The sequence below is a fragment of the Streptomyces sp. NPDC030862 genome, from assembly GCF_055571835.1.
Genome location: NZ_JBVIEN010000001.1, coordinates 325320 through 350026 on the forward strand (window position 1 = coordinate 325320; position 24707 = coordinate 350026).

Genomic DNA, 24707 nt, shown 5'->3' on the forward strand with positions numbered 1-24707 from the left:
GCTCACCGCCTCACTGCCCCATCAGCAGGCCGTCCTTGTCCGCGCCGCGGCTGAGGACGGCCTGCCGGATCTCGTCGCGTACGGCGGTGAGGCTCTTCTCGCCCCGCTCGATCGCGGCGTTGACGTTGATCACCCGGCCCGTGGCGGTCTTGAACCAGTGCGGGAGGTACTCGGCCTTCTGGACCTCCCACCGGCCGCCGGGCTTCGCGGGCGGCGCGAAGGTGAAGCGGCCGATGGTGCCCTGGTTGCCGCGCGGGTCGAAAGCGCCCTGGTTGTTGATCATGTCACCGGCGATCTGGTCGCCCATGCCGTAGACGACCCACGTGCCGTTCACCTTCTCGTAGGCCTGCGGGGCGTGGACGTGTGTGCCGATGATGAGGTCGATGTCGGGCCGGCCGCCCGCGCCGGAGGCGGTGAGGCTCCGCGCGAGGCTCAGCTGCTGCTGGTCGACTTCCGTCTGCCACTCGGTGCCCCAGTGCATGCTCACCACGACGACGTCGGCGCCGGCCTCGCGGGCCGCCCGCGCGTCCGTGACGATCCTGTTCTCGTCGATGAGGTTGACCGCCCAGGACTGCTCCTGCGGCAGCGGGTCGGCGTTGGTGCCGTAGGTGTAGGCGAGGTGGGCGACGGTGGCGCCGCCGGCCTTCAGCAGGGTGGGCCGGGCGGCCTCGTCGGCGGAGCGGGCGGACCCCGCGTGCCGGACGCCCGCCTTGTCGAGGGCGTCCAGGGTGCGGCGCAGGCCGTCGAGGCCGTCGTCCAGGGTGTGGTTGGAGGCGGTGGAGCAGGAGTCGTAGCCGGTCTCGCGCAGCGCGGTGGCGATCTGGGGCGGCGACTTGAAGGACGGGTAGCCGGTGTAGGGGCCGCCCTCGGGGCCGTACACCGTCTCCATGTGGCAGATGGCGAGGTCGGCCGCGGAGACGACGGGCTTGGCGCCCGAGAGCATCGGGCCGAAGTCGTATCCGCCGCCCGCGCCGGTGACGTTCGCGTCCGCCTGGGACTGGCGGATGATCGAGGCGTGCGGCAGGACGTCGCCGCTGGCGACGAGCGTGAAGCCGCGCCGCTCGGAGTGGGCGGCGGCGCCGCCGGCCGAGGACGGCACGGCTGCGGCCGACCGGTCGTGGGCCCCGTTCTCGTGTCGCGCCGCGGCGGGCGCGCCGGAGGGCTGTGCGCCCGCACAGCCGGCCGTCACGGAGAGTAGTACGGCGGTCGCGGCCACCGTCTTGCGTCGGATGCGCGGGCGGGTGCGTGGGCGGGTGCGCGGGGTGGTCATGGCGGTGGTCATGGCCGGGCTCCGTAGGGCTTCGGGTGGGGTGCACCAGGTGCTGGCTCCCTGAAATCCCTACGGGATCCAAGAATCATTCAATCCTTTAAGTCGGAAAATCACACAAATTGCCCGAACCGGACCAAGGGCATCAATCCACCCCGGCCGACCGTTCGCCGCACCATTCGTCGCTCGGTGCGACCGCTCGTCGCAGATCGCGGTGTGCCGCCTGTCCCTCCGCGCCCGGATGCGCTCGGATACGGACCGAGTGACGCGGCACGGCGCGAAGGGATGTGAACGATGACGACGGCGACGGCGACGCCGACCACCGACGAGCGGACCCTGGCGGAGCTCCAGCGCGAGCACGGAAACGCGCTGCTGAACTTCCTGCTCGGGCTGACGTACGGTGACCGGCAGCGCGCCGAGGACCTGATGCAGGAGACGCTGGTCCGCGCCTGGCAGCACCCCGAGGCGTTCGAGGCGCCGTACGAGTCGATGCGGCCGTGGCTCTTCACGGTGGCACGGCGCCTCGCGATCGATGCCCGCCGCTCCCGTCTGGCCCGCCCCACCGAGATCGGCGACGGCGCGCTCGCCGCCACCCCCGACCCGGCCGACGCCACCGAGTCGGCGATGGCGGCCCTCGACGTCCGCGCCGCGGTACGGGAGCTGAGCCCGGAGCACCGCGCGGTACTGGTCCGGATCTACTTCGACGGCCTGTCGGTGAAGGAGGCGGCGGCGGAGCTCGGTATACCGGCCGGGACGGTCAAGTCGCGCTCGCACTACGCGCTGCGGGCGCTCGGCCGGTACCTGCCGGGCTACCCCGAACGCCCCTGACGGCCCTGGTTCCCCCCGGCCCCCGTGGGTCACGGCCGCGGCCGGAACGTATTCGAAACCACAGCACCGAGTTGGGCAAAAGCGCACCCCCGGCCGTGTCCCACGGTGGAGGCTCGTCGTCTGGAAACACGCACCGCGCACGGAAGAACGTCCGGAAGAAGGTGGGAACGTTGCGGCCCGAGAGCACGAACGGCACCGACGGGGGCGGGCTGGCGGTCCCCATGGCCTGGCTGTGTGCCGAGTACTTAGCCGATGAGCTGCTGCGCTCGGGCGGACTGGTCGCGCCCGGTTCGCTCGAATACCGGGCGGGCCGCCGGACGCTCGCGCTCACGTTCTACCTCTGCGACGGGGTCGCCGAGGTCTCCTCGGAGGCCGGGACGGAGGCCCGGCTGGACGAGTGGCTCGCGCTCACCGCGTACGGGCACCCCTGGGACGCCTGGGTCCGCGGCCGGCTCGCCGCGCGGCGCGCGGCGGACGAGGACCTCGCGCGCCCGCAGGACGCGGGGCTGGCGCTCGCGCACGAGACCTGGCGCCTGCTGGACTCCACGCAGCTGCTGGCCACGGACCTCGGCGCGCTGTCCGCCGCCCCGGCGGCCGGCCTCGCGGTGGACGAGTCGGCACGCGTGTGGCTGCCCGCCTGGCAGGTGGGCCTGCCCCTCGGACACCTGGCGCTGCGCCTGTACTGAGCGCACGCCCGTGACCGTACGCGCACGCGTGCGTCGGCGGCCGCGGGCGTGGGCAACGCGCGGCACGCGGGCGCGGCACGCGGGCGCGGCACGCGGGGTGTCGGCGCGGGTGTCAGTGCGGCTGGACGGGGCGGGCCCGGACCCTCGCGGCGGGGTCCTGGTGGCCGCCGCTCGCCATCATCCGCACTTCGCCCTGGTCGCTGATCTCCGCCAGGACGATTCCCGTGTCGTCGGCGTACACCGGGTGCCCGCCGGCGCCGGTGCGGTCCGTGCGGTGCACCTCCACCACTGTGTCCTGCCCGAAGTCCAGCTCGTAGTGGTCATGGATGGGCATGGCTGCCTCCCGGTGGATACCTCCCGGTGGCCGCGATCGCGTGGAGCGGTCGCCGCCCTGCACCCGCGTCCCCACAACGGGACTTTTCATACCTGACCGGACAGGGGCGGGGTGCGGTGCACACCCGCGTGATACTTCGGGACACGCACCGTCACCTTCATGCCCGCGCCCACGGCCGTCTCCACCACCAGGCCGTAGTCGTCCCCGTACACCTGGCGCAGCCGTTCGTCGACGTTGGACAGCCCGATGCCGGAGGACCGGGGGCGCTCGCCCGCGAGGATGGCCCGCAGGACGGCGGGGTCCATGCCGACGCCGTCGTCCTCGATCGTGACGACCGCCTCGGCGCCCGCGTCACGCGCGGCGATGGTCACCCGGCAGGTGGTGCGCGAGTCCTCCAGGCCGTGCTTGACGGCGTTCTCGACGAGCGGCTGGAGGCACAGGAACGGCAGCGTCACCGGCAGCACCTCCGGCGCCACCTGCAGGGTGACCTGGAGCCGGTCGCCGAAGCGGGCCCCGGCGAGCGCCAGGTACTGCTCGATGGAGCGCAGCTCGTCGGCGAGGTGGGTGAAGTCGCCGTGCCGCCGGAAGGAGTAGCGGGTGAAGTCGGCGAACTCCAGGAGGAGTTCGCGGGCGTGCTCGGGGTCGGTGCGGACGAACGAGGCGATGGCGGCGAGCGAGTTGTAGATGAAGTGCGGGGAGATCTGGGCCCGCAACGCGCGGATCTCGGCCTCGATGAGCCGGGTGCGGGACAGGTCCAGCTCGGCCAGCTCCAGCTGTACGGAGACCCAGCGGGCCACCTCGGTCGCGGCCCGCACGAGTACGGCCGACTCGCGCGAGCCGTACGCGACGAGGGCGCCGAGCACGCCCTCCTCGCCGGTGAGCGGGGCGAGGACGGCCCAGCGCAGCGGGCAGTCCAGGTCGCCGCAGTCGGTGCGCACGCTCTGGCTGCGGCCCGAGTCGAGCAGCTCGGCGACCCGTTCCATCACCTGGTCGCGGTGGTGGTCGGCGCCGGGCCCGTCCCAGGCGAGGACGGCGGTGCGGTCGGTGAGGCAGAGCGCCTCGGTGCCGAGCAGCGGCCGCAGGCGCCGGGCGGCCTTGCGGGCGGTGTCCTCGGTGAGCCCGGCGCGCAGCGGCGGCGCGGCGAGGGACGCGGTGTGCAGGGTGTGGAAGGTGGCGCGTTCGACGGGGGTGCCGAGGTCGAGGACGTCCCGCCCAGCGCGCCGGGCGGTGAGCCGGCCGAGCACGAACCCGGCAGCGAGGAGCACGGCCCCGGCGGCGGCGAGGGCGGCGAGCAGGGTCCCGGAGGTACCGCTCATCGCTCGGCCCCCTCGCGGTCGGGGCGGCCGACGAGCCCCTCCGGCAGGTGGAGCCGGGCCAGGATCGCCGGCGTCCCGGCGGGCACGTGGCGGGGCGTCGCCAGGGAGACGCCCACCATGGTGAGGAAGCCGAGGGGCACCGACCAGACGGCGGGCCAGGCCATCAGGGTGTGCGGCCAGCCCTCGGGGGCCAGGCCCGCCCGGGTGGCCATGACGGCGGTGAGCGCGGCCCCGCCGCCGGTGACGAGCCCGGCCATGGCGCCGGGCGGGGTGAGCCGCCGCCACCAGATGCCGAGCACCAGCAGCGGGCAGAGCGACGACGCCGACACGGCGAACGCCAGGCCCACCGCGTCCGCCACCGGCACCTTCGTCGCCACCAGGCTCAGCCCCAGCGGTACGGCCATGGCGAGCGGTGCGGCGAGCCGGAAGTGGCGTACGCCGCGTGAGGGGAGCACGTCCTGGCCGAGCACCCCGGCCACCGACATGGTCAGCCCCGAGGCCGTCGACAGGAACGCCGCGAAGGCCCCGCCCGCGAGCAGCGCGCCGAGCAGGTCCCCGGCCAGCCCGCCCACCACCCGGTCGGGCAGCACGAGGACGGCGGCGTCCGCGGCGCCGGTCAGCGCGAGCTCGGGCGCGTAGATCCGGCCGAGCGCGCCGTAGACGGGCGGCAGGAGGTAGAACACGCCGATCAGGCCGAGGACGACGAGGGTGGTGCGGCGTGCGGCGCGGCCGTGGGGGCTGGTGTAGAAGCGGACGGCGACGTGGGGCAGGCCCATGGTCCCGAGGAAGGTGGCGAGGATCAGCCCGTACGTGGCGTACAGCTGCCGCCCGTCCGGCTGGCCGCCGTCGCGGCCCCCGGCCAGCGGCTGCGACCAGCCGAGGGGGTCGGTCCCGGTGGCGGCGCGCTCGGGGACGCGGGCGCCCTCGGGGAAGCCGAGCGTGGTGCCGGCCGCGACGTGGTGGGTGCCCTCGGCGAGGGTGACGCGGCCGCCGTCGTACGCGACCTGGTCGACGCGGCCGGAGACGGTGAGGGTGAGCGGGGCGTCGACGTCGATGCGTACGGTGTCGTCGACGCGGACCTGCGTGTGCTCCCGGAAGACGGCGGGCGCGTCGAAGCGGGCGCGCGGGGCGTCGTCGCCGAGCCAGGCCGTGACGAGGAAGAGGGCGGGCACCAGCAGGGCGGTGAGCTTGAGCCAGTACTGGAACGCCTGGACGAAGGTGATGCTGCGCATGCCGCCCGCCGCCACGGCCCCGGTGACGACGACGGCGACGACGAGCCCGCCGACCCACTCGGGCGCCCCGGTGAGGATCTCCAGCGTCAGCCCGGCGCCCTGGAGTTGCGGCAGCAGGTACAGCCAGCCGATGCCGACGACGAGGAGGCTGGCGAGCCGCCGGGCGCGCGGCGACTCCAGCCGGGCCTCGGCGAAGTCGGAGAGGGTGTACGCGCCCGAGCGGCGCAGCGGGGCCGCGACGAGGACCAGCAGGACCAGGTACCCGGCGGTGTAGCCGACCGGGTACCAGAGCATGTCGGGGCCCTGGAGCAGGACGAGTCCGGCGACGCCGAGGAAGGAGGCGGCGGAGAGGTATTCGCCGCTGATGGCGGCGGCGTTGAGGCCCGGGCGCACGGTGCGCGAGGCGACGTAGAAGTCGGAGGTGGTGCGGGAGATGCGCAGGCCGAGGGAGCCGATGAGCACGGTGGCGAGGACGACGGCGGTGACGGCGGCCACCGCGTAGGTCTGGTTCACCGGCCTTCCGACCGGCCTTCCAGCAGCCCGGTGAAGTCGCGTTCGTTGCGCTCCGCGCGGCGCACGTACCAGTGGGCGACGAGCCACATGACGGGGTGGACGCCGACGCCGAGGGCGGCCCAGACGAAGGGCGCGGGCGACGGCGCGGTGGGGTCGAGGGCCTGGGGCAGCGCGAACAGCAGCGGCAGGGTGCCGACGACCAGGGCAAGGGTGGCGAGCGCCGACAGCGCGGCGCGCAGCTGGCTGCGCATCAGGGAGCGTACGTAGGTGTGGCCGAGGGAGGTCTGCTCGCTGATCTCGGAGCGGGCCGGGGCGTGACCGGGAGAGCGGGGCGGCCTGCGGGCGGAGCGTGGCACGCCGGTCACGGTCTCGCGGCGCGGGCGGCGCGCGGTGGGCTGCTCTGCGGGCATCGTCGTCCGGGGGCTGGTGGGTCGGGGGGCAGGGGTTGTGGAGTCTACGCAGCAGGTCCGGCCCGGGGTAGGGGGTTTCAGCCCCGGACGCGTCGCATCAGCAGCTCGCGCAGCTGGCGGGCGTGCCGGCGGCTGACCGCGAGCTCCGCGCTGCCGACGCGCACGGTGGTCGCCCCGGCGTCGAGGCGCAGTTCGTCGATGCGGCCGAGCGCGACGAGGTGGCTGCGGTGGATCCGTACGAAGCCGCGCGCCGCCCACCGCTCCTCCAGCGTGGACAGCGGGATGCGCACGAGGTGGCTGCCCTCGTCGGTGTGCAGGCGCGCGTAGTCGCCCTGCGCCTCGACGTAGGCGATGGCGTCGACCGGTACGAAGCGGGTGACGCCGCCGAGTTCGACCGGTATCTGCTCCGGGGCTGCGGCGACGCCCGGCCGGTCGGCGGGGGCGGTGAGGTCGGCGACGCGGCGTACGGCTTCGGCGAGGCGCTCCGTGCGGACCGGTTTGAGGACGTAGTCGACCGCCTTGAGGTCGAACGCCTGGACGGCGAAGCCCTCGTGGGCGGTGACGAACACGATCAGCGGCGGCCGGGCGAAGCCGGCCAGCAGCCGGGCGACGTCGAGGCCGGTGAGCCCGGCCATGTGGATGTCGAGGAAGACGACGTCGATGGCCTCCTCCCCGCCGGGCCCCGCCTCCAGGGCCCGGCCGATGCGGCGCAGGGCCTCGGTCGCGTCGGTGGCGCCCTCCGCGCTGCGCACCCGGGGGTCGCGGCGCAGGAGGTAGAGCAGCTCCTCGAGGGCGGGCTTCTCGTCGTCGACGGCCAGTACGCGCAGCATGGTGCGGAGTGTAGGCGCGGGGTGATTGAGCGAGAAGCCGCTCGTCTGCGTACTCGTTCACGACGGCACAGCGGGACCATCCCGGCACCGACGGGACGCTGACGAACGACGACGATACGGGGAATGGGGCACAGCCATGGGTCTGCGGGAGCGGCACCACGATGCCGCCGATGCCGCCGATGTCGCCGCCTATGCGCTGGGCGTGCTGGAACCGGCGGACGCGCTGCGCTGCGAGGAGCACCTCGCGGCGTGCGTGCCCTGCGCCATGCGGCTGGCGGACCTCACCGGCACGGTGGCGGCGCTGGCGCAGCTGGCCGGCCGGGAGCCGCCGAGGCCGGGCCGGGTGGCGGGACGGGGGGCGGGACCGGGACAGGGTCGGAGGCCGGGGCGGAGGACGCGGCGCGGGCGGGGCCACCGGCGCGGCGCCGCGCGGCTTCCGCGGGTACGCCGGTGGCGCGGGCGCCTGGTCGCGGCGGCCGCGGCGCTCGCGGTCGGCGTGCCCGGAGCCGCCCTCCTCGTGACCGGCGACGAGCCGGCGTCACCGGGGCGGGCCGCGGTCGCGGCGACCGACCCGGCCACCGGGGTGACGGCGGCGCTGGCGCTGCGGGACCGGGCGTGGGGCACCGAGCTGGCCGTGCGGGTGGCGGGGGTGCGGGGGCCCCGCGTCTGCGACCTGGTGGCGGTGGGGAGGGACGGGCGGGAGTGGCCGGTGATGAGCTGGGCGACGCCCGTGGACGGTCACAAGGACGGTGACGAGCCCGTCATCGAGGGCGGTACGGCGCTGCGGCGCGATGAGATCGCCCGGCTGGAGGTGCGCGACCGCGAGGGGCGGCGGCTGGTGTCGGTGCTGCCGTAGACCTACTTCAGCAGGCGGGACAGGCGGCGGTCGGCGAGCGGCTTGCCGCCGGTCTGGCAGGTGGCGCAGTACTGCAGCGAGGAGTCGCTGAAGGAGACCTCGCGGATGGTGTCGCCGCAGACCGGGCAGGGCTCCCCGGTGCGGCCGTGGACGCGCAGCCCGCTCTTCTTCTCCGCCTTGAGCCGCCCGGCGGCCAGCCCGTGCGAGCGCTCCACCGCCTCCCGCAGGGTCGCGCGCATCGCCTCGTACAGCGCTGTCGTCTCCTCCTCCGTGAGGTTCCGGACGGGCTTGAAGGGCGACATGCGGGCGGCGTGGAGGACCTCGTCGCTGTAGGCGTTGCCGATCCCGGCGATGAGGCTCTGGTCGCGCAGCGCGCCCTTGATCTGGCGCCGTTCCCCGGCGAGGAGCGCCGCGAAGGCGTCCCGGTCGAAGTCGTCGGCGAGCGGGTCGGGGCCGAGGCGGGCGACACCGTCCACCGCGGCCGGATCGCGTACGAGGTGGACGGCGAGGCGCTTGGTGGTGCCGGCCTCGGTGAGGTCGAAGCCGTCACCGCCGGTGAGCGCGACGCGCAGCGCCAGCGGCCCCTTGCCGGGACGGGGCGGGCCGGAGGGCAGGACGTCCCGCCACTGCAGCCAGCCGGCGCGGGCGAGGTGGACCACCAGGTGCAGCTCCCCGGCCGGCCCGGCCGTCGCGATGTCGAGGAACTTCCCGTGCCGCGCCACGCCGGTGACCTCGCCGCCGTCGAGGGCGCCGAGCGGCGGGTCGTACGTCTTCAGCACGCTGATGGCGACGGGCAGGGCGCGGGCGATCTCCTTGCCGACGAGGTGCTCGTCGAGGAACTCGCGCAGCGCTTCGACCTCGGGCAGTTCGGGCATGGTTCCAGCTTGCCTCAGGACCCGGAAGAACGGTCGGTGGCCTTGACCAGCCCGGCGAGTTCGGTGTGCAGGGCGTGCGCGAGGCGGTCCAGGTCGGGCAGGGCCCGGCCGTCGGCGACGAGTCCGGTGTGGACGCGTCCGCCGTACGGCGACATGGCGATGGCGAGGGCCTGGCCGCGGGCGAGCGGGGCCATCGGGTACAGGGCGCGCAGCGGGTTGCCGGCGAGGGAGAGCGTGGAGCGGGGCAGGGGCACGTTGGTCACCAGGAGGTCGAACAGCATGCGGGCCGCGCCTCCGGCCAGCGGTGTGCCGAAGCGGTGGGCGAGCGGCGGCAGTTGGTCGGCGAGTACGGCGACGGCCCCGGGACCGCGCGAGGGACCGGCCGCCTTGTTGCGGTCCATGCCGCGGCGTACGGCGGCGAGGCGGCTCAGCGGGTCGGGGTCGCCGAGGGGCAGGTCGAGGAGGTACGCGGAGAACCTGTTGCCGCAGTCGGGCGGCGAGCCGGAACCGGAACCGGAACGGACCCCGGGCCTGCGCCGCGAGACGGGCACCAGCGCGCACGGGTCGGCGGCGGGGAGCGGGTCGCCGCGCTCCAGCAGCCAGTGGCGCAGCGCCCCGGCGACCACGGCGAGCAGCACGTCGTTGGCGGTGCCGCCGGTCACCCGGCGTACCCGGTGCACGTCCTCCAGGTCCAGTTCGGCGGTGGCCAGGCGCCGTGTGCCGCTGGATTCCGCGGCGAGCGCCGGGGTCCCGTGGGGGTCGTGGCGGCCGGCCCGTACGGCGGAGGCGCCCAGGACGGAGGCGCCGACGCCGAGGGCGCGGCCGAGCTCCTCGGCCCGGCCGCGAACGGCGCCCGCGACACCGGCCACCTGCCATGGGCCGGGGAGCCACGAGCGGGGCGTCGCCGGGCGCGGACGGCGCACGGCGGTGGTGCGGGGCCGGGCGTCGGCGATCTCGTCGAAGATCCCGGCGCCGATGGCGACGGCGCGCATGCCGTCGGCGAGGGCGTGGTGGAGTTTGACGAGTACGGCGAAGGACCCGCCGGGGGCCCCGGTCAGCAGGTACATCTCCCACGGCGGCAGCTCGCGTGCGAGCGGGCGCTCCATCAGCTCCCCGGCGAGCCGCGTGGCGGCGGCGGCGAAGTCGCCGTCCTGCGGGAGCCGGACGTGGCGTACGTGCCGGTGGACGTCGAAGGTCTCGTCCACGCTCCAGCGGGCGCCCCCGACCGGCAGCAGGACGTCCCGTACCCGCATCCGCAGGCGCGGGATGGCGGCGGCGCGCTCGGCGAGCAGCGCGAGCACGGACGCGGCGTCACCGGACGCGGCGCCCGGCGCGGAGCCGGGTGCGTCACCTGGTGCGTCACCCGGCGCGGGGTCGAAGCGGGCCAGCGCGCCGAGGTGCATGGGGTGGCCGGCCGATTCGAGGTGCCAGAAGGCCAGATCGAGAGGTGCCAGCAGATCGCTGCTCAAGGAATCCCCAGGTCGTCGAGGGCGGGGCCACGGAACGGCAGTCAATCGCTTTCGGTCGGTTACGGTCAAGCATGATCGCTCTACAGACAGTTAACAGATCATGTCGTGCGGGTTTCCGCTATGACGGAAGACCTGGGAACCTCCGGCCGTTCCGCCACACCGAACTCGCACCACACGCACTTGCCGCCGCCGCGGGACTCCACCCCCCAGACGTCGGCGAGCCGGTCCACCAGCAGCAGGCCCCGTCCGGACACCCCGGAATCCCCCGCCTCCCGGCGGCGCGGCAGCACGCTGGAGCGGTCCTCCACCTCGACCCGCAGCCGCCGCTCGTGGCCGGCCAGCATCCGCAGGGTGACGATCGCGCCGCCGTCGGTGTGGAGCAGCGCGTTGGTGATCAGCTCGTCGGCGACGAGCTCGATCTCGTCGGCCCGCTCCGCCACGCCCCAGGCGCGTACCGCCGCCTGGATCATGTGGCGGGCCGAGCGCAGCGCCTCGGGATCGCTCTGCGCGACGTGCTGCTGGAGCCGTCCGCCGGCCTGCGGGGTGTAGCCGCCCCTGCGGCGCAGCAGCAGGACCGCCACGTCGTCGTCGCCACCGCGCTCGTCGACCACGTCGCACAGGTGGTCGGCGAGCAGCTGGAGGTCGTCCGGCCCGTGCCGTACGACCGCGGTCAGCCACTGCATGCCCTCGTCGAGATCGGAACCGGGCTGCTCGACGAGCCCGTCCGTGTACAGCAGCAGGGCCTGGCCCGGGTCCAGCTCCAGGATGGAGACGGGGTAGTCCAGCCGCCCGAACTCCGCCGAAAGGCCCAGCGGCATGCCTCCCTGGACGGGCACCCGGCGGCAGCTGCCGTCGGTGTCCCTCAGCAGCGGGTCGACGTGACCCGCCCGCACGATCTGCACCACGCCCGTCGCCAGGTCCGCCTCCAGGTAGGTGCAGGTGGCGAAGCGGTCGGTGTCCAGCTCGTGCAGGAAGACCGAGGCCCGCGCCATCACGGTGGCGGGGGTGTGCCCCTCGGCCGCGTACGCGCGCAGCACGATGCGCAGCTGCCCCATCACGGCGGCCGCGTGCGTGTCGTGCCCCTGTACGTCGCCGATGACGGCGCCCACGCGGCCGCCGGGCAGGGGGATGACGTCGTACCAGTCGCCGCCGATGTCCCGGCCGAGCCGGGCCGAGCGGTAGCGGACGGCGATGTGCGCCCCGGCCACCTGAGGGATCCGGCGCGGCAGCATCGCCTGCTGGAGGCCCTCGGCGAGGTCGTGCTCCTGCTCGAAGAGCATGGCGCGCTGGAGGCTCTGGGCGATGCTGCTGCCGAGCGCGACCAGGACGTTGCGGTCCTCGGAGGAGAAGCCGTACTTGTCGCTGTAGAGCAGCCCGAGCGCGCCGATGGGCCGGGCCTGGGCGATGAGCGGCAGATAGGCGGCGGAGGTGATGCCGAGGCCGCTGATGTGCGGCCAGAGGATGGGGTACGAGTCGGCGAAGTCCTCGGGCGACTCGATGAACCGCGGCGCGAGGGTGCGGATCACCTCGCTCATCGGGTACTGCTCGTCCACCCGGGTGTAGCGCGTTCCCGGCACGAAGGAGCCGTCCGGGCCGTCGGCGACCAGGTGGATGCGGCCCGACTCCAGCAGGCCCATGACGACGCTGGTCGCACCGAGGTGTTCGAGACCGTGCGAGTCGCGCAGGACGTCGATGACGTCCTGGACGGTGCGGGCGTGCGCGAGGGCTGCGGTGGTGGACTCCACGACGCTGGTCTGGCGGCGCCGCTCGGCGTCCACCTCGATGCGCGCGGTGGACTCGGTCAGTTCCTGGGTGGCGTCCCGGACGATGCCGATGATGCGGCGCGGGCGGCCGGTCTCGTCGCGCCGGATGAAGCCCTGGGTGTGGGTCCAGCGGAGGTTGCCCTCGCGGTCGCGGATGCGGAAGTACGCGCCGTAGTGGCTGCTGCCGCTCTTCAGCGCCTGGGTCACCATGCCGTCGAGGCGGATCGCCTCGCTCGGCGGGACGCGCGGGGCGAGGCTCTCGGGCCGCCCGTCGTACTCGTCGGCGTCCACCTGGAACACGCCGAGGGCGGCCTGGTCGAGGTGCATCAGCCCGGCGTCCAGGTCCCAGTCGAAGCTGCCCATGCGGTTGAGGGACAGACTCAGATCCGGGCGGGCGGGCCAGTCCTCGGGAAGCGACAGGGCATCCGCTGCCGGATCAACCATGGGGCCACTCTGCCATCATTTGTCGGCTTTTTCGACCGCGCGCGAGAGCGTGGGGAGCGTTCACGAAGGCCGTCAGCCCTCGTGGAGCTCCGGCTCGACGGCCGCGTTGTCCGGCCCCATGAGGTGTCCCTGGCCCTCGTCCTGGTCCGCCTCCTGACCCTGGTCCTGGTCCGCCTCCTGGTCCTGTACGCCTTCGCCTTCGCCGGCGTCCTGGGGGGCGCCGCCGCCGGCCTGGAACTCGGCCTCGGCTTCGGCCTCGGCTTCGACCTCGACCTCCGGCTCCGGCTCCGGGCCCGGGTCGAGGGGTTCGGGCGCCGCGGGCTGCGGCGCGGCGGGCTCGGGGGCCGGGGGCTGCGGCGCGGCGGGCTGTGGCGCGGCGGGCTGTGGCGCGGCGGATTGCGGTGCGGCGGGCTGGGAGGTGGCCGATTCGGGGGAGCTCGCGGCCGCGAGGACGCTTTCGTCGGTCACGATGCGGTCCTGCTCCCCCTCGGTGCCGGCCTTGCGCTCGATCAGCGTGTTGCTGACGACGCTGACGATGACCAGGCTGTCCACGACGTGGTGGGTGGCGTTGACGGTCACGACCCGTCCGGGGTCGAAGCCGGGCCAGGGCTGCCCCTTGTGCTCGACCGCGCCCTCCTCGGGGACCGGCGAGCGCAGCGGGCTGCCGGAGGCGCAGCGCACGCGCGGCGCACCGTACTCGTCCACCAGGACGGCGGTTCCGGCCTGGAGGACGGCCTGGAAGTCGGCTGCCGAGCCGTCGCGGTAACCGTGTCCGGTGACGCGGGTGTCGGAGCGCAGCACCACGGGCGTGAGGCCGTCCAGCCAGGCGGCGAGCCGGGTGTGGGCGACGCCGGCGGCCTGGGCGAAGGCGGCTGCCTTGGCGCCGTCCGAGGTGAGGAGGCGGGTCTGGCGGGCCACGTCGCAACTGGCGACCGAGCGCGCGCCGCCGTACAGGCCGGGGGTGGCGCCGGAGACGATGCCGGTCGCCGGTGCGGTGCCGGGCTCGGCCGACGGCGGGGAGCCGGGCGCGTCGGGTGAGGGCCTCACCGTGGAGGGGGTGAAGGGGGCGGGGCCGTGGGCGGAGACGGGCTGGAGCAGCACCTCGCCCGGCCCGGGAAGACCCTCCACCGCTCCGCCGCCACGGGGTTTCCCGCCGTCGCCGCCGCCACCGCAGCCGGTGGCCAGCACTCCAGCGGTGACGGTGGATGCGGCGAGCGTGGCGAGCGCGCCGTACCGGCGACGACGTGGGGTGGTACGCACGGAGGCCCTCCCGCCTTTCAACACTCGCTTCAACCTTGCTTGCCCGGGTTGCCCTGGTTGCCCTTTATGTCTGCCGGATCCGCCCTCACCCCGCAACCGGAAGCATCCGCCCTCCGCGGGACTTGAACGCGTTCAACGTAGCCTCTAGGCTCATTCCGAGAGTTGAACATGTTCAACCGAAGGGGAGGGGGTGGGTGCGTTGTCCGTGCTCGTCGGGCTGATCGTGGCCCTCGGCATGCTGGTGATCGTCCCGGCGGGTCTGCGCCTGATCGATCCGGAGGACGGCGGAGGGACGGCGGCCGTCCGGACGGTCTGGCCGCTGTTCGCGCTGCCGGGAGCGGCGTCGCTGTGGTTGCCGCGCGGCATCGCCGCCACCGCGCTCGCCTGCTGCTACGCGGTCGGCACCGTGCTCCTGGCGCTGCACGCGCCGGGCCGCCTGGTCCGTACGCCCGCGTCGGCGCCGCCGGTCCGGATCGCCGTGGCGACCGCGCTCGCGAGCCCGTCGGTCGCCGCGGTGGCGCTGGTCGCGGAGCGCCACGGGCACCCGCTGTTCGGCTTCGGCCTGGAGATCCTGGCGCTGACCGTGCCGCACTTCCACTTCGCCGGTTTCGCCGCCGCCCTGGTGGCCGGTCTCGTCTGCCGGGCCACGGACCGGCCCGCCGGGCGCTTCGCCGCGCTGAGCGTGCCGCTCGGCACCCTGCTGGTGCTGCTCGGCTACTTCCTGGACGACTGGGCCGAACTGGCCGGGGCACTCGTGCTCACCGCCGGCATGTGGGCCGTCGCCCTGCTCACCTGGCAGGATGTCCGGGGCGACGGGCCCGACCGGCTCACGAGAGCGATGCTCGCCGTCTCCGCCGCCGTCCTCGTGGCGACCATGCTGCTGGCGCTCAGCTGGGCACTCGGGGAGGCCACCGGACTCCCCCACCCCAGCCTGACCTGGATGGCCGCCACCCACGGCCTCGGCAACGCCCTCGGCTTCGCCCTCTGCTCGGTACTCGCCTGGCGACGCCTCGCCCGCACCACACCGCCCGCCCGCACCACACCTCCCGCCGGCGCCACCCCCGCCGGTGCCACACCCCCCGCCCGCGCCACACGCCTCAAGGAGCCCGTGGCATGACCCGCCTCATCCGCAGCCTCGCCACCGCCGGTACGCCCCCGCTCAGCTATCCCGAGGTCGGCGCCACCCGCACGCGCCCGCTCCCGGTCGGCTACCACCACCTGCGCGTGGAGGTGCCGATCGGCCGCGGCCGGGACGTCTTCCGCACGGCGGGCACGGCCGTCACCACCTGGCGCGTGCACCGCGCCTCGGGCGCCCGGATCCGCGCCGAGTCGCCGCGCGCGGAGCCCGGCGCCGGCGTCGAGGTCTCCGTGGGCCTGGGCCCGCTCCGCCTCACCGCGCCCTGCGAGGTGGTGTGGACGGTGTACGAGGACGACCGCGCGGGCTTCGCGTACGGCACCCGGCAGGGCCACCCGGAGCGCGGCGAGGAGTCGTTCGTCGTGGACCAGCGCGCGGACGGGTCGGTCTGGTTCACGGTCACGGCCTTCAGCCGGCCCGCCCGCTGGTACACGCGCGCGGGCGGACCGCTCGTCCCCGTAGTGCAGCGCTGGTACGCGCGGCGCCTCGGCCGGACGCTGCGAAAGATCGCGGCGGGATGATCCACGGCCGATACTGGAACCGATGGAGTGGTTCTGGTTCACCTCGTCCGACTACTGGCTGAGCAGACTGGTCTTCCAGCGGGCGCTCGCCGGGATCTACCTGGTCGCCTTCCTCTGCGCCGCGCTCCAGTTCCGCGCGCTGATCGGCGAGCGGGGCATGCTGCCCGTCCCCGCCTACCTGCGGCGCGTGTCGCCGCGCCGCGCGCCGAGCGTGTTCCACTGGCACTACTCGGACCGGTTCTTCGCCCTCTGCGCCTGGACCGGCGCGGTGCTCGCCGCCGCGCTGATCGCGGGGGCGGGGGACGCGGTGCCGCTCGCGGTGGCGATGCTGATGTGGGCGGTGCTGTGGGCGCTGTACCTGTCCATCGTCAACGTCGGACAGACCTGGTACGGCTTCGGCTGGGAATCGCTCCTCCTGGAGACCGGCTTCCTGGCGATCTTCCTCGGCAACGAACGCACCGCGCCGCCCGTGCTGATCCTGTTCCTGCTGCGCTGGCTGCTGTTCCGGGTGGAGTTCGGGGCCGGGCTGATCAAACTGCGCGGCGACCCCTGCTGGCGGGACCTGACCTGCCTGTACTACCACCACGAGACGCAGCCGATGCCCGGGCCGCTGAGCTGGTTCTTCCACCATCTCCCGAGGCCCCTGCACCGGGTGGAGGTGGCGGCCAACCACGTCACGCAACTGGTCGTCCCGGTGTTGCTCTTCACGCCGCAGCCGGTGGCGAGCGTGGCGGCGGGCATGGTCATCGCCACACAGCTGTGGCTGGTGCTCTCCGGCAACTTCTCCTGGCTGAACTGGATCACGATCGTGCTCGCCGCCTCCGCCGTGGACGGCTCCCTCGTCGCCGACCCTCCCGCGCTGCCCGCTCCCCCGCACTGGTACGGGATCCTCGTCCTCGCCGTCACCGCCCTGGTGCTCTTCCTCAGCCGGCGCCCGGTGCGCAACCTGCTCTCCCGCCACCAGGCGATGAACATGTCCTTCGACCCCCTGCACCTGGTCAACACCTATGGCGCGTTCGGCACGGTCGGCCGCGTACGCCACGAGATCGTCGTCGAGGGGACGGACGAGCCGGTCCTCCACGCGGGGACGGTGTGGCGGGAGTACGAGTTCAAGGGCAAGCCCGGCGACATCCGCCGGCTGCCGCGCCAGTTCGCCCCGTACCACCTGCGGCTGGACTGGATGATGTGGTTCGCGGCGCTGTCCCCCGCGTACGCCCACTCCTGGTTCGGCGGGCTGGTGGAGCGGCTGCTCGACGGGGACCGGGACACGCTCCGGCTGCTGCGGCGCAACCCCTTCCCGGACGCACCGCCGGTCGTCGTCCGCGCACGGCTCTACCGGTACCGGTTCACGACCTGGCGCGAACTGCGCGCCACGGGCGCCTGGTGGCACCGGACGTACGTCCGCGAGTTCATGCCGCCGACGCGGCTCGCCGGTGCGGACGAACGGGAGCGGTGACGACACGCGCGTGCCCTCCGGCGGAAGACGGAGGGCACGCGGGCGAAGCGTGTGAAGCGGAATCCGGCTCAGTCGATGCCGGGCAGGATGTGCGGCTCGGCGAGGTCGTCCTCGTATCCGGCCAGGCGGATGGGGGCCGAACGGGCCCACACTTCGAGGCTGCCGAGCGTGTCCGATGGACCGGACCCGTCGCCGTCTCTCGCCGAACGCTCTTCCTGCTTCGTCAGTTCTGGTGTCACCGCGCACTCCTTCGTGTCGCGAACCTATGAGGACATAGCTGCCGATCGGTCGCGGTGGCGCCGGTACTGGGGCGGGACCGCAGCCTTGGTGGCAGGCCTTGTCCCCGGGTCGGCCTGAAGGGGGTTTCGTGGATCCCTGTCGGCCGACCGTCGCTCCAGGTTAACCAAATGAGCACGCCTGCGCTCGATGGAACGCGTCACATAGGCAGGTTCCGGACACTCCGCAAGCATCCGGTCACCGGACGGCGATCACCAATTGGCGGGCGCGTAGTCCTTGAGGAAGCAGCCGTACAGGTCCTCGCCCGCCTCGCCGCGCACGATCGGGTCGTAGACCCGGGCCGCGCCGTCGATCAGGTCGAGCGGGGCGTGGAAGCCCGCCTCGGCGAGCCGGACCTTGTCCGGGTGCGGCCGCTCGTCGGTGATCCAGCCGGTGTCGACGGCGGTCATCAGGATGCGGTCGGACTCGAACATCTCCTGGGCGCTGGTGCGCGTGAGCATGTTCAGGGCTGCCTTGGCCATGTTGGTGTGCGGGTGCCCGGCGCCCTTGTAGCCGCGGCTGAAGACGCCCTCCATCGCGGAGACGTTCACCACGTACGTACGCCGGGCCGGGGAGGCCGCCATCGCCGACCGCAGCCGGCTGATCAGGATGAAGGGCGCGGTGGAGTTGCACAGCTGCACTTCGAGGAGCTCGACCGGGTCGACCTCGGAAACCGTCTGGATCCAGCTGTTGGTGTCCGCCAGGTCGGGCACCAGGCCGCCCGCGTCGATCGCGGTGCCCGCGGCGATCCGCTCCAGCGACGCGGAGCCGCTGACAAGAGCGAGCTCTGCCACCTCCTGGGCGGACAGCCCGCTGCCGTTGCGCGACGACGGCAGGGCCGCCATCGTCTCCACGGCGCCGCTGCCGAAGGTGCCGATGATCTCGGCGGGCGGCAGCTCGCCGGCCGGCAGCGGCGCGGACTCGGCGGCGACGAGCTCGCGGTAGGCGCCCGGCGAGCGGCGCACCGTCTGCGCGGCGTTGTTGATCAGGATGTCCAGCGGGCCCTCGGCGGCGACCGAGTCGGCGAGCGCGACGACCTGGGCCGGGTCGCGCAGGTCGATGCCGACGATCTTCAGCCGGCCGATCCACTCGTCGCTGTCCGGCATCGCCTTGAAGCGGCGGATGGCGTCCTTGGGGAAGCGGGTGGTGATGGTGGTGTGGGCACCGTCACGCAGCAGCCGCAGCGCGATGTACATGCCGATCTTGGCGCGGCCGCCGGTGAGCAGTGCGCGGCGGCCGGTCAGGTCGGTGCGGGCGTCGCGGCGGGCCCGGTTCTCGGTGGCGCACTTCGGGCACAGCTGGTGGTAGAACGCGTCGACCTCGACGTACCGGGTCTTGCAGATGTAGCAGGAGCGGGGGCGCTGGAGGATGCCCGCGATCTCGCCGCTCACCGAGGAGGAGGGCAGCAGGCCCTGCGTCTCGTCGTCGATGCGCTCGGCGGAGCCGGTGGCGGTGGCCTCGGTGACCGCCTTGTCGTGGGCGGTCTTGGCGGCCCGGCGCTCCTGGCGGCGGCGCTGCTTCACGGTGCGGTAGACACCGGCCGTGGCACGGCGGACGGCGATCGCGTCCGGGTGGTCGACCTCCAGCTTGTCGAGCTCCTCGAGGACGCTCAGGCAGACGGCCAGACGCTCGGGGTCGATGCCCGGCCCGTACGCCTGGTTCTCTTCAGTCACCGTCATGGCCTCTTCGGTTCCTCGATCACTCGTCTGGCACGTTTCAAAAGCCGAACTTTACGTCAGCGCGGGCCCTCGCCGCCAAACGGCCCTCTCGTACTCCCGTACTCCATCGGGAGTACGACCGATGGAGTGCTCAGGGACGACGACGGGAACGATCTAGGGCGCCATCGTGGGGGCATGAGCCTCCTCGCCCTGTCGGTGCTGTTGTCGCTGGTCTCCGCGGTCGCCTACGCGGCCGGGGCGATCACGCAGGAGCGCGTCGCGTCGCGCCCGGATGCGCCGGCGCGCTGCGCCGTCTGGTGGGCGGCGGTGCTGCTGAACGGGCTCGGCGCGCTGCTGCACGTCGTGGCGCTGGCGTACGGGCCGCTGAGCCTGGTGCAACCGCTGGGCGCGCTGACGATCGTGTTCGCGCTGCCGCTGGCCGCGCTCTTCACCCGGCGGCGGGCGGGGGCGGCCGCTTGGCGCGGCGTGGTGATGGCGACGGCGGGGCTGGCCGGGCTGCTCGCGCTGACGGGGCAGGCCGGGGCGCGGTCGGTGGACGGCGGGGCCCGGCTGCTGCTGGCGGGGCTCGGCGCGGGGACGGTGGCCGTGCTGTACGCGGCGGCGCGGGGCCTGGCCCGGCGGCCGGGGGTGCGCGGTGTGCTGCTGGCCGCCGGGGCGGGCGTGGCGTTCGGGACCGCGTCGGTGTTCACGAAGACCGTCGCGGCCGGCTTCGTCTCGGTCGGCTTCGTCGCGCGCGACCCGCTGGGCCGGTGGCCGAGCCTGCTGACGGTCGCCGTGTTCGCGGCGGCCGGGCTGGCGCTGTCGCAGGCGTCGTACCGGGGCGCGGGGCTGACGGCGCCCCTGGCGACGGTCACCGTGGTCAATCCGGTGGTGGCCGCCGCCGTGGGGCTCACGCTGTTCGGCGAGGAGTTCCGGTACGGCGTGCCGGGAACGGTGCTGGCGCTGGGCTGCGGGGTGGTGGCGGCGGGCGGCCTCGTCCTGCTGAGCACGGTTCCCGGCGGGGGGTCAGAGCCGGACGCCACCCGACCTGAGGTACGCGAGGGGGTCGATGTCGGAGCCGTACCCCGGCCCCGTCCGCACCTCGAAGTGGAGGTGCGCTCCGGTGCTGTTGCCGGTCGATCCTGAACGGGCGATCCGCTGGCCGCTGTTGACGCGCTGCCCTTCCCGGACGGTGAGCGCGGACAGGTGGGCGTACTGGCTGTACCTGCCGTCGTCGTGCCGGATGACGACCTCGTAGCCGTACGCGCCGCCCCACCCGGCGGACACCACCCGCCCGGGCGCCACGGCCTTGACGGCGGTGCCGGTGGGGACCGGGAAGTCGACGCCGGTGTGGTAGCCGCTGGACCAGGAGGAGCCCGCCTTGCGGTACGCGGTGCCGGGGTTGGCCTCGACGGGGGCGCTGAAGCCCACGCTCCGGGGCTTCGCGGCGGAGGCGGGCTTGGCGGCCGGCTTGGCCGCGGGCTTGGCGGCCGGCTTCTTCGCGGCCGGGGGCTTGGGCGCGGGCCGTGGCGCGGGCCTCGTGGCGGGCTTCTTCGCCGCCGGTTTCGACGGGGCCGGCGGCTTCGCGGACGGGGTGGCCGGCGGCTTCGCCGGCGCCGTACGCAGCGTCAGCTTCTGGCCCGGCATGATGAGGTCCGGATCGCCGCCGATGACCGCGCGGTTGGCGGCGTACAGGCCCCGCCACCCGCCCTTGACCTTCCGCTCCTCGGCGATGCCGGAGAGCGAGTCGCCGCGCGCCACCGTGTAACTCTCGCGCTGCCCGGGCACGGTGGTGGGCGTCGCGGGGGCGGAGCGTGGCCTGGCGGGCGGCGTGGCGCGGCTCGTGGCGGGTGCCGCGGCCTTCGCCTGCGGCGCGATGTCCGGCGCTTCGCCGCCCCGGGTGAGGCCCGCCTTCACCGAGCAGGTGGGCCAGGCGCGCGGACCCTGCCCCTTGAGCACCTTCTCGGCGACGGCGATCTGCTGGTCCTTGGTGGCGAGGTCGGCGCGCGGGGCGTAGCGCGTGCCGCCGTACGCCTCCCAGGTGGACTGGGTGAACTGCAGCCCGCCGTAATAGCCGTTGCCGGTGTTGATCTTCCAGTTGTTGGTGGACTCGCAGGCCGCGACCTTCTCCCAGACGTCCACGGACGCCGCGTGCGCCGCGCCCGCCCCGAGGAGCGGGAGCGCCATTCCGGCACCGCCCGCCGCGACGGTGAGCGACGCCTGGTTGATCCGGCTCGGCTGGTACCGGCGGTGTCGTCCGCGTACGGCCATGGTCCCCAATCCCCCCTTGCCTTGCACACAGCGGCAGGCGCCCAAGCTATGGGCAGCGTCGGGCGGTGACAAGGGGGCATGCGTGGCACGGCGGGGCGCTCAAAAACCCGTTCGTGCCGAACGGGTCGGCCCGGCTCAGGGCTAGCCCTGATGTGCCCCGGGGCGCGGACCCCTAGATTCGGTGTCGCGGGTCGGCGGGCACCGCGAAGTCGCGACTCCTGGACGGGGGAAGGGTGTTGCGGCCGCGTGCCCGCCGATGACCGCGCTGATGACCACGAAACGGGGGAAGCTCCACATGAACAGGACCAGGAAGCTCGTTCGCAGCGCCACCGTGGGGATCGTGTCCATCGGCCTGGCCGCGGTGACGCTGTCGGGCGCCACGACCGCCAGCGCCGGCAGCAACGGCAACAAGCTCAAGGTGCACACCACCTATGCCGACCAGATCCAGCTCGAGGGGTACAACCAGCACGGCGACAAGGTCACCACGCGCTGGATCGCCACCCCGGATGCCTGGACCTGGGTCCACGGCTGGTGGTGGAAGGGCAACGTGAAGGTCAAGGGCACCGGCATCTACAAGGGCAAGAAGGTGTCCAAGACCGTCACCTGCTTCGTTCCCGGCGAGGCGGCCGACGACTGGATCAACTGCCGCGCGCTGTGATGCGCCTCTGACGCTCCCGTGTGCGCCGGGGGACCGTACGTGAGGGGGCCACGTACGGGCGGCGGGGGGACGCGGCCGGACGGCGTGGCGCGGGCTCTGCGAGCCCACGCCCGTCGCGCCGGCCAGCCGCGTCTGCGACGTCCGTGTGGCCGCGGCACGCACCGCCACACACGGCTTCGTCAGGCCTGGAGGTACGCCAGGACGGCCCGGACCCGCCGGTGCTCGCTCGGGTCGGGTTCGAGGTGGAGCTTGGTGAAGATGCTGCGGACGTGGGTCTCCAGCGTCTTGGCGGCGATGTGCAGGCAGGCGCTGATGCCCTCGTTGGAGCGTCCCTCGGCCATCAGGGCCAGGACCTCGCGCTCGCGAGGAGTCAGCGTCTCCAGCAGACAGGCCGGGCCGGGGCGGCGCATCAGCCGTGCCACGACCTCCGGGTCGAGGACGCACTCGCCGCAGGCCACCCTCTTCAGTGCGTCGAAGAGCTCCTGCGCGTCCGTGACGCGTTCCTTCAGCAGATAGCCCACGCCCCGACCGTCGCGGGTCAGCTCCTCGAGCACGCTGCCCGTCTCGACGTACTGGGACAGCAGCAACACCCCTGTGCCGGGCCGGCGCAGGCGGATGGCCCGCGCGGCCCGCAGGCCCTCGTCGGTGTGGGTCGGCGGCATCCGGATGTCGAGGACCACCACGTCGGGCCCGGTCTCGGCCACGAGCTCCACGAGCCCCTCGGCGTCACCGCGCTGCGCGACCACGGTGATGCCGCAGTCCTCCATCAGGCGGGCCAGGCCCTGCCGCAGCAGAGCGGAGTCCTCGGCGAGGATCACGCGCACGGCAGCTCCGCCTCGATCCGCGTGCCGACCCCGGCCGGGGAGCTCACCCGCAGGCTGCCGCCGACGGCGGCCACCCGGTCCGCCAGCCCGCGCAGGCCGCGGCCCTCCGGATCGGCCCCGCCGACGCCGTCGTCCACCACCTCGACCACCACCCACAACCCTTCCCGGCGCACGGTGACCGTCACCGCCCGCGCCCCCGAGTGCTTACCCGCATTGGACAGGGCCTCGCTGACCACGTAGTACGCCGTGGCCTCCACCAGCTCCGGCAGCCGGACCGGATCGGCCATCACCACCACCGGTACCGGCGACTCGTCGGCCAGCCCGGTCAGTGCCGCACGCAGTCCTTCGCGCGCGAGGACGGCCGGGTGCAGCCCCCGGGCCAGCTCCCGCAGCTCCGTCAGTGCCGTGCGCAGCGTCTGCTCGGTCTCGTCGACCGCGGCGCGCAACTGCGGGTCGCGGCCCCACTGGGTGCCGATCCGCCGGAGCCCCATGAGCGCGAACACCAGCCGGCCCTGCGCTCCGTCGTGCAGGTTCCGCTCCAGGCGCCGCCGCTCCTGCTCCTCCGCGGACAGCAGGCGCAACTGCAACTCCCGCGCCCGCTCGGCGTTCCGTGCGGCCCGTTCGGCGAGCTGCATGGTGCGCAGGCACAGCCCCACGGACGCGGAGACCGCTTCGAGCAGCTCCGGTTCCTGCACGAGCGCCCGGTCGTGCACCAGCACGGCCGGCGGCGTACAGCCGGGTCCGAGCGGTGTCACGGCGGCACCGGCGCCCGGGCGGCCCCGCGACGCCGGCCCGCCGATCGCGCGCCCTTCGGGGTCGGTGTACAGCCCGGACACGGTGGCGTGCGGGATCCCGAGCCGCAGCGTCGGGTCGCCCAGGACCTCACGCAGCGCCGTCTGCAGCTGGGACGGCGTCGGGTCGGGCCCGGCGGCGATGACCAGGTTCCCGACGTCGGCGCGTCGCAGGCGTATCCGGAACAGTCCCACCAGGAAGGCCACGGGAAGCGCGACCTGTGCCAGGTCCGACAGCACCAGGGGCAGCAGTTCGCCGCCGCGCAGCAGCCCGGGGCGGAGGACGTACAGCACCTCCCAGCCGACGAAGGCGACCGCGATCGCCAGCGGCACGGCGACCGGCACCAGGACGCGGCGGTACGCGGGACTCCCCGCCAGCCACCGGCTCACCATCAGCACCGCCACCCATAGCGTGAGCGCGGCTCCCACCCATCGGTAGGCGAGGTCGACACCGGCGAACACGGCGGGATCGCGCACGAGGAGCAGCGCGTTGCCGCGGCAGTCGTCGCACAAGAGGTACGAGCTGCCCGGGTCGGCCGCCGGGTCGTAGCTCAGGGCCCGCACGAGTCCGCCCACCGCCACCAACGTGTACGCGGTGCCCACCGTGATCCGGGCCCGGCGCGGCGCCACCCGCCCCTCGGGGAAGGCCAGCAGCAGGTGGGCCAGTACGGCGAGGTTCAGCGCCTCCCACCAGGCCCCCACGCCGATCAGCACAGGCTGGTCGAAGCCCTGCAGGTTCCCGATGAACCAGGTGAGCCCCTCGGCGAGCATCAGCCGCCCGGTGCCGTTGGCGGGCCGCCGCCAGAGCGCGATGAGGCCCGCGGTCGCGTAGGCGAGGCCCGTCAGCACGTCGACGACCACCGCCGACGGCTCGGCGCCCGTACGCGCGTACCCGACCGTTCCGACGGCGCCGGCGGCCGCCGCGGCGACCGCCCATGCCACCAGCCGCCCGGCCTCGCGGCTCGCTCCAGGCCTGTGTTCCACCCCAGCGTCCCCCGCGTATTCCGACCGTGCTCACGCCGGTCGCCATTGTG

Annotated in this window: 23 protein-coding genes; 8 read left to right on the forward strand and 15 right to left on the reverse strand. The window is 74.1% G+C overall.

What is annotated here, in order from left to right:
• Positions 1-10: 10 nt before the first annotated feature.
• Complete coding sequence (locus tag ACZ42X_RS01495; RefSeq protein WP_468282992.1) at positions 11-1282, reverse strand: CapA family protein; 1272 nt, start codon at positions 1280-1282, stop codon at positions 11-13.
• A gap of 279 nt (positions 1283-1561) precedes the next feature.
• On the opposite strand from ACZ42X_RS01495, the gene ACZ42X_RS01500 reads away from it, so the two are divergent.
• Positions 1562-2095 (forward strand): sigma-70 family RNA polymerase sigma factor, encoded by a 534-nt coding sequence (locus tag ACZ42X_RS01500; RefSeq protein WP_468282995.1) that lies wholly within the window; start codon positions 1562-1564, stop codon positions 2093-2095.
• A gap of 170 nt (positions 2096-2265) precedes the next feature.
• The gene (locus ACZ42X_RS01505) at positions 2266-2781 is read left to right on the forward strand and encodes a hypothetical protein (RefSeq protein WP_468282998.1); all 516 of its coding nucleotides are present in this window, start codon (positions 2266-2268) and stop codon (positions 2779-2781) included.
• Between the two features lie 112 nt (positions 2782-2893).
• On the opposite strand, the gene ACZ42X_RS01510 is transcribed toward ACZ42X_RS01505, so the two are convergent.
• The 5 genes from ACZ42X_RS01510 to ACZ42X_RS01530 all read right to left on the reverse strand — a co-directional run bounded on the left by ACZ42X_RS01510 (position 2894) and on the right by ACZ42X_RS01530 (position 7416).
• Entirely contained in the window at positions 2894-3115 is a 222-nt protein-coding gene (locus ACZ42X_RS01510) for a DUF6296 family protein (RefSeq protein WP_361426635.1), read from the reverse strand.
• Positions 3116-3201: 86 nt separating this feature from the next.
• The gene (locus tag ACZ42X_RS01515; RefSeq protein WP_468283001.1) at positions 3202-4431 is read right to left on the reverse strand and encodes a sensor histidine kinase; all 1230 of its coding nucleotides are present in this window, start codon (positions 4429-4431) and stop codon (positions 3202-3204) included.
• Complete coding sequence (locus ACZ42X_RS01520; protein WP_468283004.1) at positions 4428-6176, reverse strand: sodium/solute symporter; 1749 nt, start codon at positions 6174-6176, stop codon at positions 4428-4430. Before ACZ42X_RS01520 ends, ACZ42X_RS01515 begins: the two co-directional genes overlap by 4 nt.
• Positions 6173-6586 (reverse strand): hypothetical protein, encoded by a 414-nt coding sequence (locus tag ACZ42X_RS01525; protein WP_468283007.1) that lies wholly within the window; start codon positions 6584-6586, stop codon positions 6173-6175. Before ACZ42X_RS01525 ends, ACZ42X_RS01520 begins: the two co-directional genes overlap by 4 nt.
• 77 nt (positions 6587-6663) lie before the next feature.
• Positions 6664-7416: a LytR/AlgR family response regulator transcription factor gene (locus tag ACZ42X_RS01530; RefSeq protein WP_468283010.1), complete on the reverse strand. Its 753-nt coding sequence runs from the start codon at positions 7414-7416 to the stop codon at positions 6664-6666.
• Positions 7417-7552: 136 nt separating this feature from the next.
• Between ACZ42X_RS01530 and ACZ42X_RS01535 the strand changes: the two genes are divergently transcribed.
• On the forward strand, positions 7553-8272 hold the full coding sequence (locus tag ACZ42X_RS01535; RefSeq protein WP_468283013.1) for a zf-HC2 domain-containing protein: 720 nt from the start codon (positions 7553-7555) through the stop codon (positions 8270-8272).
• A 2-nt stretch (positions 8273-8274) separates the two neighbouring features.
• Here ACZ42X_RS01535 and ACZ42X_RS01540 read toward each other — a convergent pair whose 3' ends face one another.
• The 4 genes from ACZ42X_RS01540 to ACZ42X_RS01555 all read right to left on the reverse strand — a co-directional run bounded on the left by ACZ42X_RS01540 (position 8275) and on the right by ACZ42X_RS01555 (position 14083).
• The gene (locus ACZ42X_RS01540; protein WP_468283016.1) at positions 8275-9147 is read right to left on the reverse strand and encodes an Fpg/Nei family DNA glycosylase; all 873 of its coding nucleotides are present in this window, start codon (positions 9145-9147) and stop codon (positions 8275-8277) included.
• A gap of 14 nt (positions 9148-9161) precedes the next feature.
• Entirely contained in the window at positions 9162-10616 is a 1455-nt protein-coding gene (locus tag ACZ42X_RS01545; RefSeq protein ID WP_468283019.1) for a wax ester/triacylglycerol synthase family O-acyltransferase, read from the reverse strand.
• 98 nt (positions 10617-10714) lie between these two features.
• Positions 10715-12823 (reverse strand): SpoIIE family protein phosphatase, encoded by a 2109-nt coding sequence (locus tag ACZ42X_RS01550; protein ID WP_468283022.1) that lies wholly within the window; start codon positions 12821-12823, stop codon positions 10715-10717.
• A gap of 72 nt (positions 12824-12895) precedes the next feature.
• Positions 12896-14083, reverse strand: coding sequence for a DUF6777 domain-containing protein (locus ACZ42X_RS01555; protein WP_468283025.1), 1188 nt, complete (start codon positions 14081-14083; stop codon positions 12896-12898).
• A 199-nt stretch (positions 14084-14282) separates the two neighbouring features.
• On the opposite strand from ACZ42X_RS01555, the gene ACZ42X_RS01560 reads away from it, so the two are divergent.
• Genes ACZ42X_RS01560 through ACZ42X_RS01570 form a run of 3 tightly spaced genes read left to right on the forward strand, consistent with a single transcriptional unit; the run spans position 14283 to position 17195 of the window.
• Complete coding sequence (locus tag ACZ42X_RS01560) at positions 14283-15200, forward strand: YndJ family protein (RefSeq protein WP_468284090.1); 918 nt, start codon at positions 14283-14285, stop codon at positions 15198-15200.
• On the forward strand, positions 15197-15739 hold the full coding sequence (locus tag ACZ42X_RS01565; RefSeq protein ID WP_468283028.1) for a DUF1990 family protein: 543 nt from the start codon (positions 15197-15199) through the stop codon (positions 15737-15739). The genes ACZ42X_RS01560 and ACZ42X_RS01565 overlap by 4 nt, the downstream gene beginning before the upstream one ends.
• A 22-nt stretch (positions 15740-15761) precedes the next feature.
• A complete protein-coding gene (locus ACZ42X_RS01570; protein ID WP_468283031.1) occupies positions 15762-17195 on the forward strand; it encodes a lipase maturation factor family protein in 1434 nt (477 codons plus the stop codon).
• Between the two features lie 68 nt (positions 17196-17263).
• On the opposite strand, the gene ACZ42X_RS01575 is transcribed toward ACZ42X_RS01570, so the two are convergent.
• Together ACZ42X_RS01575 and ACZ42X_RS01580 are read right to left on the reverse strand one after the other, a co-directional pair.
• Entirely contained in the window at positions 17264-17434 is a 171-nt protein-coding gene (locus ACZ42X_RS01575; RefSeq protein WP_361426670.1) for a hypothetical protein, read from the reverse strand.
• A 249-nt stretch (positions 17435-17683) separates the two neighbouring features.
• Positions 17684-19150 (reverse strand): SDR family NAD(P)-dependent oxidoreductase, encoded by a 1467-nt coding sequence (locus ACZ42X_RS01580; RefSeq protein ID WP_468283035.1) that lies wholly within the window; start codon positions 19148-19150, stop codon positions 17684-17686.
• A 174-nt stretch (positions 19151-19324) separates the two neighbouring features.
• Between ACZ42X_RS01580 and ACZ42X_RS01585 the strand changes: the two genes are divergently transcribed.
• Positions 19325-20275 (forward strand): DMT family transporter, encoded by a 951-nt coding sequence (locus ACZ42X_RS01585; protein WP_468283038.1) that lies wholly within the window; start codon positions 19325-19327, stop codon positions 20273-20275.
• Here ACZ42X_RS01585 and ACZ42X_RS01590 read toward each other — a convergent pair.
• Positions 20156-21400: a transglycosylase family protein gene (locus ACZ42X_RS01590; protein ID WP_468283041.1), complete on the reverse strand. Its 1245-nt coding sequence runs from the start codon at positions 21398-21400 to the stop codon at positions 20156-20158. The two genes, ACZ42X_RS01585 and ACZ42X_RS01590, sit on opposite strands and share 120 nt — an antisense overlap.
• Positions 21401-21695: 295 nt before the next feature.
• Between ACZ42X_RS01590 and ACZ42X_RS01595 the strand changes: the two genes are divergently transcribed.
• Entirely contained in the window at positions 21696-22058 is a 363-nt protein-coding gene (locus ACZ42X_RS01595) for a hypothetical protein (protein WP_468283044.1), read from the forward strand.
• Between the two features lie 179 nt (positions 22059-22237).
• Here ACZ42X_RS01595 and ACZ42X_RS01600 read toward each other — a convergent pair whose 3' ends face one another.
• Entirely contained in the window at positions 22238-22876 is a 639-nt protein-coding gene (locus tag ACZ42X_RS01600) for a response regulator transcription factor (RefSeq protein WP_468284092.1), read from the reverse strand.
• Positions 22873-24657, reverse strand: coding sequence for a sensor histidine kinase (locus ACZ42X_RS01605; RefSeq protein ID WP_468283047.1), 1785 nt, complete (start codon positions 24655-24657; stop codon positions 22873-22875). Before ACZ42X_RS01605 ends, ACZ42X_RS01600 begins: the two co-directional genes overlap by 4 nt.
• Positions 24658-24707: the final 50 nt, after the last annotated feature.